A 7,627-nucleotide genomic window follows, 5' to 3' on the forward strand; every position below is an offset into this window, starting at 1 on the left:
GCGGACCGTCCCCCGCCGCAGCTCGGCGAGCGCCTCGACCCCCGACGGGCCGAGTCGGAGCACCCGGCGCGGCACCCCGCCGATCAGCACCGCCTCCCCGATCTGACGGGTCGTCGGGTCCAGGTCCACCCCGGTGCCGAGCGGGACCCCACCTGCGGGACGTCGTCCCGGGCGGGCGCTTGTCAGCCCACCGGCGGGCTGACAGGCGCCCCTGCGGGACGACGTCCCGCGGCGGTTCACAGTCCGAGACCGGCATCCGCCGGAACGATCGCGCCGGTCATGGCGCCGGACTGCCGGCTGGCGAGGAAGGCGATGACAGCGGCGACCTCGTCCGGGTGCAGCAGCCGGCCCTGCGGGGCCTGGGCCGCGAACTCGGCCGCCGAGGGCAGGTCGTAGAGGCGGGCGGACTCGGCGAGCATCGCGGTGTCGGTGGAGCCGGGGCTGACCGCGTTGGCGGTGATGCCGCTGTCCGCGAGTTCGACGGCAAGAGCCCGGACGAACCCGGTGATGCCTGCCTTGGCGGCGCAGTAGGCCGCGAGCTTCGGCAGCCCGCGGGTGGCGCCGGCCGAGGCGATCGCGATGAACCGCCCGGACCGCGGCGCGGGCCGGTTCAGCATCGCGGGGACCGCGACGCGGGCCAGGTTCAGCACCCCGTCCAGGTTGACGTCGAGGACGGCCCGCTCGGTCTCCACCGAGGTCTCCCAGTGCACGGCCCCGCCGCCCATGGCACCGGCGCAGGCGATCGCCGCGTCCAGCCCGCCCCAGCGCCGTTCGGCCTCGGCCACGGCGGCCTCAAGCATCTGCACGTCGCGGACGTCGGCCATGAACGGGGCCGCCCCGCCGTCGCCGGAGCCGTTCGCGAGCTTCACCACCGCATCCAGGTCCGCGACCGTGGCCAGCGGATAGTCCAGCGCGGGGTCGTCGGTGCAGCTGTCGACGCACAGCACCGAGTAGCCCTGCCGCGCCAGCACCGAGACCGTGGCCGCACCGATGCCCCGCGCCGCCCCGGTGACGATGACAACCCGCTTCGCACTCATGACCCCACCTTTCCCCCCGTTGCGTCCGGCACAGGCACACCGCTCGGTGCAGGTCGACCGGACATGAGCCAGTGATCGACGTGGGCGACGAGGTCGCCGGTGAGGCGGGTCAGCAGGGCGCGACCCTCCTCTGCGGTGGCGCCGCGAGGGTCGCCGAGGATGCCGTTCGGGCTGGCGACGCGGATCCCCCGGCCGCGCAGCAGCGGCAGGATGTCCGGCAGCGGACCGGGATTCCCGGGCTCCGCCAGATCCATCCGGACCCGGTCCGGCGCCAGGGCGAGCATCATCGAGGTCTCGGTGCGACCGGCGTGCAGCTCCCCCGCCCAGCGCGGCTCGAACATCGACACGTGGCGACCCTCGGTCTGCAGCTGCGTGACCGCACCGCGCAGGCCCACGCCGTTGCCACCGTGGGCGGAGACGAACAGGACGCGGCTGAAGGTGTCGGTGGCCGACCGGGCCAGCTCGATCAGGACGTGTCGCAGGGCTTCATTCCCGATCGAGAGCGTGCCGGGGAACCCGGCGTGCTCACCGCTGGCCCCGAAGGGCAGCGCTGGGGCGACGACGACGTCGGGGCGAGCCACGCCCAACCCGGCGCAGAGGGCGGCCGCGATGTCGGTGTCCACCGAGTGCGGCAGGTGTGGGCCGTGCTGCTCGGTGGCCCCGAGCGGAACCGCGAGCACCGTGGCCGGGCCGACCCGGTCCCTGACCTCCGGCCAAGTCAGGTCAGCCAGGGAGCTCAGGGCGTGGTCAGCGGGCACCGGCGAACCCGGCCAGCGGGTTGGCATCACAGGCCCGGTCCGGTGGGGTCATCCCTGAGACGGAGGTCAACGAGTCCGGCCGCGGCCCGATGCTCACCGGCACCGGGCCGGTCGGCTTACGCCCGCCGGGCTTGGAGTGGTCCACCGGGGAGCGCGGAGCGCCTTCCCGGTCGGCGTCGGCGAGGGCCATCTCACCGAAGCCGCGCACGCACTCCGGGTCCGGCCCGTCGAGCGGGAGCCCGGTGAAGAACTTCGCCGCCATGCAGCCGCCGCGGCAGGAGTCGTAGGCCGAGCACGAGGAGCAGGTGCCACCGGTCTGCGGCTCGCGCAGGTCGGCGAACAGGTCCGAGGTGCGCCAGACGTCGGCGAAGCCGCCCGGGTCGAGCACGTTGCCGGCCAGGAACTCGGGGTGGATCGCGAACGGGCAGGCGTAGACGTCGCCGACCGGGTCGATCAGGCAGACCACGCGACCCGCGCCGCACAGGTTCAGCCCCGGCAGCGCCTCGCCGTAACCGGCCAGGTGGAAGAACGAGTCACCGGTGAGGACACCCTCGCCGCGGTCGAGCAGCCAGTCGTAGAGCGCACGCTGCTGGTCCCCCCGCAGGTGCATCTCGTCCCAGACGTCGGCGCCGCGACCGGAGGGGCGGAGCCGGGTCAGCCGCAGGGTCGCGCCGTAGCGGTCGGCCAGCGCGGCGAAGGCGTCGAGCTGACCGACATTCTGACGGGTCATCACGACAGAGATCTTGGCGTTGGAGAATCCGGCCGCGGCCAGGTTGTCCAGGGCCCGCAGCGCGGTGGCGTAGGAGCCGGTGCCGCGCACAGCGTCGTTGACGTCGGCGGTCGCGCCGTCCAGGGAGATCTGCACGTCGAGGTAGTCGTTGGCCGCGATCCGGCGGGCCGCCGCCGGGGTGATCCGCGAGCCGTTGGTGGAGAACTTCACCCCGACCTTGTGCGCGGTCGCGTAGTCGAGCAGCTCGAAGAAGTCCGGCCGGACGGTGGGCTCGCCGCCGCCGACGTTGACGTAGAAGACCTTCATCGCCTCGAGCTCGTCGATCACCGCCATGCACTGCGCGGTGGAGAGCTCACGCGGGTCGCGCTTGCCGGAGCTGGACAGGCAGTGCACGCACGCCAGGTTGCAGGCGTAGGTGAGCTCCCAGGTCAGGCAGATCGGGGAGGCCAGCCCGAGGGCGAACTCCTCGATCAGCGGACGCGGCGACACGGTGGTCATGCGCTCCCCTGTTCATGGGCGGCCCGGGCGGTGATCATGTCGGTCTCCGCGAGCCGGGCCAACGCCGCGCGGTACGGGGGCAGCTCGGCCTCGCCGACGCCGGCCGCGAGACAGGCCGCCCGCGCCGAGGCGGCGTTGGCCAACTGCTGCACGACCGCGAGCAGCTCAGGGCTGCGCAGGAAGGACAGCCGGCGGGTGTCGAAGCTGTAGAGCAGCGCCCCGAACCGTTCCGGCCGGATCTCGACCCGTGGGTGCAGGTCCCAGGGGGCGTCGAGGTCGAATGCGAGCGCTTTAGTAGACACCGCACATGCCGTCGATGGAGACGTCCTCGACGAGCAGGTCCTCGGCGACGCCATCTGTGACAGACAGAGCTGTGTCGGCCGGAGCGTCAGTCAGGGTGGTGTCGGTCTGCGGCTGGGGCATCGGGGCGCTCCTTCGGTGGGTCCCAAGAGACGCAGGCCACTCTAGTTGGACCCCGGGCGGCTACTCTCCGCGCCATGGCTGACGGGTCAACTCCGCGCATCATCGTCATCGGGGCCGGGTTCGGCGGGATCGCCATGGCGGTCGAGCTGCGGAACCACGGCTTCACGGACATCACGATCCTGGAGGGCGCCGCCGAGCCCGGCGGGACCTGGTTCCACAACAGCTACCCGGGCGCGGCCTGCGACGTCCCGAGCCCGCTGTACTCCTTCTCCTTCGCCCAGCGCACCGACTGGACGCACATGTGCTCGCCGCAGCCGGCGATCCTGCGCTACCTGCAGGAGGTCACCCGCACCCACGGCGTGGACGCCCTGATCCGGCCGGGCAGCCAGGTCGTGAACTGCGCCTGGGACGCCGGAGCGAAGACCTGGACGGTGCGCACCGCGGACGGCGCCGAGCACAGCGGCGAGGTGCTGGTGATCGCGACGGGGCAACTCCACCAGCCGGTGATCCCCGCCGTGCCCGGCCGGGACGCCTTCGCCGGGCACTCCTTCCACTCAGCCCGCTGGGATCACGACTACGACCTGCGCGGCAAGCGGGTGGCCGTGATCGGCTCCGGCGCCAGCGCGGTCCAGTTCGTGCCGGAGATCGTCAAGGAAGTCGGGCAACTGACGGTCTACCAGCGCTCGGGCAACTGGTTCCTGGCCCGCCGGAACACGAAGTACCCGCCGGGCGTCCGTTGGGCGATCGAGAACATCCCCTTCCTGCAGCCGCTGCTGCGCCGCTTCTTCTTCTCCTACGGCGAGGTCCTGACGGCAGCCATCCGGCACCCGAACACCTTCGGCAAGATCGTCAAGGCGCGCTCGACCGCGTTCATGAAGCGCAAGGTGAAGGACCCGGCGCTCCGGGCCAAGATCTGGCCGGACTACACCTTCGGCTGCAAGCGGGTGCTGTTCTCCAGCCACTTCCTGCCCGCGCTGACCCGACCCAACGTCGAGGTGGTCACCGACCGCATCGAAGCCCTGACCGAGATCGGGATCCGCAGCGCGGACGGCAGGACCCGCGAGGTGGACTGTGTGATCTGGGCGACCGGGTCGCGACCACCGACTTCATGTTCCCGATGGAGGTCCGTGGCCGCGACGGGCGCGACCTGCGCGAGGCCTGGTCCAAGGGCGCCCACGCCCACCTCGGCCTGACCGTGCCGGGCTTTCCGTCGATGTTCGTCATGTACGGCCCGAACACGAACACCTCCGGCGGTTCGATCATCTGGTACCTGGAGCAGCAGGCCGCCTACATCCGGCAGGCCCTTGAACTGGTCCGGGCGCGCGGGGCCGCCGCGATCGAGGTCAAGGCCGAGGTCGAGGCCGCCTCCGACGCCGCCCTGCAGCAGCGGTTCGCCGGCACCGCCTGGACCGACTGCGACTCCTGGTACCGCGACGCCGAGGGCCGGATCATCACCAACTGGCCCGGCTACATGCGCGACTACCTGGCCGCGGTGCAGGAGCTCAAGCCCGACGACTTCGACCTGATCCAGGCTTGACGTGGACTCCCGAGGCTGAGGCTGCACTTCGTTACGTGGGAACCGTCCTGGGGCCTTGAAACCGCCTCTGGTGTAACGAAATGCAGCTTCAGCCGAGATCGACCACGGGGCGACAGCTCCGAGACATTCACTGGAAGCGCCGGCCTACCGCGCGGGAAGCCGCAGGCCGGGGGCGGAGCCGCCGACCGGGGTGATCGGTAGCCGCACCCGGGCCGGCGGCTGGTACGAGAGCGCGACGCGTTCCGGGTCGGGGACGCCGTAGGTCGTGGTGCGCTGCCGGGTCGGGCGTCCGATGCCGGCGGCGATCTCGTCGAGTTCCTGGGGCGAGCGACGGGAGCCGTGCTCGCTGCCGGCCATCCGGGAGATGGTCTCCTCCATCAGCGTGCCGCCGAGGTCGTTGACGCCGGCGCGCAGCATGGAGCGGGTGCCCTCCACGCCGAGCTTCACCCACGAGGTCTGGATGTTGTTGATCCGCCCGTGCAAGAGCAGCCGAGCCATCGCGTGCACCGCGATGTTGTCCCGCGCGGTCGGGCCCGGACGGGCGACGCCGGCGAGGTAGATCGGCGAGCTGGTGTGGACGAAGGGCAGCGGGACGAACTCGGTGAATCCACCGGTGCGGTCCTGCAACTGCGCCAGCAGCTTGAGGTGCGCGACCCAGTGGGCCGGGGTGTCGACGTGGCCGTACATCATCGTCGAGCTCGAGCGCAGGCCCACCTCATGTGCCGTGGTGACGACCTCGATCCAGGCCGCGGTCGGCAACTTGCCCTTGGTCAGCACCCAGCGAACCTCGTCATCGAGGATCTCCGCGGCCGTGCCGGGGATCGTGTCCAGGCCCGCCTCGCGGGCCGCGGTCAACCACTCCCTGATCGAGAGGCCCGCCTTGGCCGCGCCGTTGAGGACCTCCATCGGGCTGAACGCGTGCACGTGCATGCCGGGCACCCGGTCCTTCACCGAGCGGACCAGGTCGAAGTACCCGGAGCCTGACAGCTCGGGGTCGATGCCGCCCTGCATGCAGACCTCGGTGGCGCCGACCGCCCAGGCCTCCTCGGCGCGGTCGGCCACCTGCGAGAGCGAGAGCGAGTAGGCGTCCGCGTCGGTGCGCCGCTGCGCGAACGCGCAGAACCGGCAGCCGGTGTAGCAGATGTTGGTGAAGTTGATGTTCCGGTTCACCACGTAGGTGACGGCGTCGCCGTTGACGTCGCGGCGGATCGCATCAGCGAGCGCCGCGAGCGCCTCCAGCGCAGCGCCGTCGCAGGTCATCAGGGCCAGCGCCTGAGCATCCGTCAGATCCGCTGGCGACCGCTCAGCCGCACGCAACGCCGCGGCCACCTCGGCGGGCAGGCGCTCCGGTGCGCGCTGGTCGATCCGGCTGGCGTCTTCCCGAACCGCGTCCCAGTCGCCGAACGCGGAGACGAAGTCGGATCGGTGCTCGGTCAGTCGGCCGTCGGAGTCGATCGCGGTGTGCAGGTCCACCCGCCCGAATCCTTGGGCGCCACCCGAGCGGTCCCGCTCGGGCTCCTGCCAAGGCAGCCCGACCGGACGCCCGGGGCCGGCCAGGCCGTCCGGACCCGCGAGCGCGCGGACGTGCGGCGCGACCCGGGGGTCGATCCATGGCTCACCGGCCAGCACGTACTCCGGGTGCGCGGTCAGCCGCTCGGTCAGGGTGAAGCCGGCGGCTTCGGTGGCCGCGCGCAACACCTGCACAGCGGGCCACGGCCGCTCGGGGTTGACGTGATCCGGCGTCACCGGGGACACCCCGCCCCAGTCGTCGACGCCGGCGGCGAGCAGGGCCGCGAGCTCCTCGGGGGCTGACAGATTCGGCGGGGCCTGGATCCGGACCTTCGGCCCGAGCACAATCCGGGCCGTCGCCACCGCCGCCACGTACTCGGAGAACCCGACGTCCGCCACCGACCGCATCGCAGTATCCGGCTTGGCCCGGAAGTTCTGGATGATGACCTCCTGCACGTGCCCGTAAGCCCGCGCCACCCGGCGGATCGCGAACAGCGACTCGGCGCGTTCGGCCAAGCTCTCCCCGATGCCGACCAGGATCCCGGTGGTGAACGGCACGTTCAGCCGGCCGGCGTCCTCCAACACCCGCAGCCGCACCGCCGGGTCCTTGTCGGGCGAGCCGTAGTGCACCGCCCCGGGCTCGGCGCACAGCCGGGCCGCAGTGGTCTCCAGCATCATGCCCATCGACGGCGCCACCGGCTTGAGCCGAGCCAGTTCCTCCCAGCTCATCACCCCGGGGTTGAGGTGCGGCAGCAGTCCGGTCTCCTCCAGGACCCGGATCGCCAGCGCCCGCACGTAGTCCAGCGTCGAGTCGTAGCCGGCCTCGGTCAGCCACTCCCGCGCGGCCGGCCAACGGTCCTCCGGCCGGTCGCCGAGGGTGAACAGGGCCTCCCGGCAGCCGGCCGCGGCGCCCTGCCGGCACACCTCGAGCACCTCGTCGGCGGACAGGTACGGAGCCGCGCCCTCGCGGCGCAACTGACCCGGCGTCACGGCGAACGTGCAGTAGTGGCAGCGGTCCCGGCACAGCCGGGTGACCGGGACGAAGACCTTCGGGGAGTAGGTGACGACGCCGACGCGCCCGGCCGCAGCCAGGCCTGCGTCACGCACCCGGGCCGCGGTCGCGGTCAGGTCGGCC

8 protein-coding genes are annotated in these 7,627 nt (G+C 72.1%); 2 read left to right on the forward strand and 6 right to left on the reverse strand.

The window, feature by feature from the left end:
• Nucleotides 1–236: 236 nt before the first annotated feature.
• The 5 genes from H0X00_RS19570 to mftA are packed head-to-tail and all read right to left on the reverse strand — an operon-like array spanning nt 237 to nt 3,446.
• Entirely contained in the window at nt 237–1,037 is an 801-nt protein-coding gene (locus tag H0X00_RS19570; protein WP_293774103.1) for a mycofactocin-coupled SDR family oxidoreductase, read from the reverse strand.
• Nucleotides 1,034–1,795, reverse strand: a complete 762-nt coding sequence (gene mftE, locus H0X00_RS19575; RefSeq protein ID WP_293774104.1) for a mycofactocin biosynthesis peptidyl-dipeptidase MftE — start codon at nt 1,793–1,795, stop codon at nt 1,034–1,036. Before mftE ends, H0X00_RS19570 begins: the two co-directional genes overlap by 4 nt.
• Nucleotides 1,785–3,023, reverse strand: a complete 1,239-nt coding sequence (gene mftC, locus H0X00_RS19580) for a mycofactocin radical SAM maturase (protein WP_293774105.1) — start codon at nt 3,021–3,023, stop codon at nt 1,785–1,787. The genes mftE and mftC overlap by 11 nt, the downstream gene beginning before the upstream one ends.
• Nucleotides 3,020–3,325, reverse strand: coding sequence for a mycofactocin biosynthesis chaperone MftB (gene mftB / locus H0X00_RS19585; protein WP_293774107.1), 306 nt, complete (start codon nt 3,323–3,325; stop codon nt 3,020–3,022). The genes mftC and mftB overlap by 4 nt, the downstream gene beginning before the upstream one ends.
• Nucleotides 3,315–3,446: a mycofactocin precursor MftA gene (mftA, locus tag H0X00_RS19590; RefSeq protein WP_293774108.1), complete on the reverse strand. Its 132-nt coding sequence runs from the start codon at nt 3,444–3,446 to the stop codon at nt 3,315–3,317. The genes mftB and mftA overlap by 11 nt, the downstream gene beginning before the upstream one ends.
• A 74-nt stretch (nt 3,447–3,520) precedes the next feature.
• Here mftA and H0X00_RS19595 point away from each other — a divergent pair, with 74 nt between their 5' ends.
• Entirely contained in the window at nt 3,521–4,639 is a 1,119-nt protein-coding gene (locus tag H0X00_RS19595) for an NAD(P)/FAD-dependent oxidoreductase (protein ID WP_293774109.1), read from the forward strand.
• Nucleotides 4,564–4,983, forward strand: coding sequence for a hypothetical protein (locus tag H0X00_RS19600; protein ID WP_293774110.1), 420 nt, complete (start codon nt 4,564–4,566; stop codon nt 4,981–4,983). The genes H0X00_RS19595 and H0X00_RS19600 overlap by 76 nt, the downstream gene beginning before the upstream one ends.
• A gap of 144 nt (nt 4,984–5,127) precedes the next feature.
• Here H0X00_RS19600 and H0X00_RS19605 read toward each other — a convergent pair.
• On the reverse strand, nt 5,128–7,627 hold a 2,500-nt coding region (locus H0X00_RS19605; RefSeq protein WP_293774112.1), incomplete at its 5' end, for a bifunctional FO biosynthesis protein CofGH.

It is taken from the genome of Sporichthya sp., from assembly GCF_013815995.1.
GTDB lineage: Bacteria > Actinomycetota > Actinomycetes > Sporichthyales > Sporichthyaceae > Sporichthya.

Coding starts and splice junctions, on each gene's coding strand:
- mftC (WP_293774105.1), bottom strand. CDS start 3,023: ATGACCACCGTGTCGCCGCGTCCGCTGATCGAGGAGTTCGCCCTCGGG.
- H0X00_RS19570 (WP_293774103.1), bottom strand. CDS start 1,037: ATGAGTGCGAAGCGGGTTGTCATCGTCACCGGGGCGGCGCGGGGCATC.
- mftA (WP_293774108.1), bottom strand. CDS start 3,446: ATGCCCCAGCCGCAGACCGACACCACCCTGACTGACGCTCCGGCCGAC.
- H0X00_RS19595 (WP_293774109.1), top strand. CDS start 3,521: ATGGCTGACGGGTCAACTCCGCGCATCATCGTCATCGGGGCCGGGTTC.
- H0X00_RS19600 (WP_293774110.1), top strand. CDS start 4,564: ATGGAGGTCCGTGGCCGCGACGGGCGCGACCTGCGCGAGGCCTGGTCC.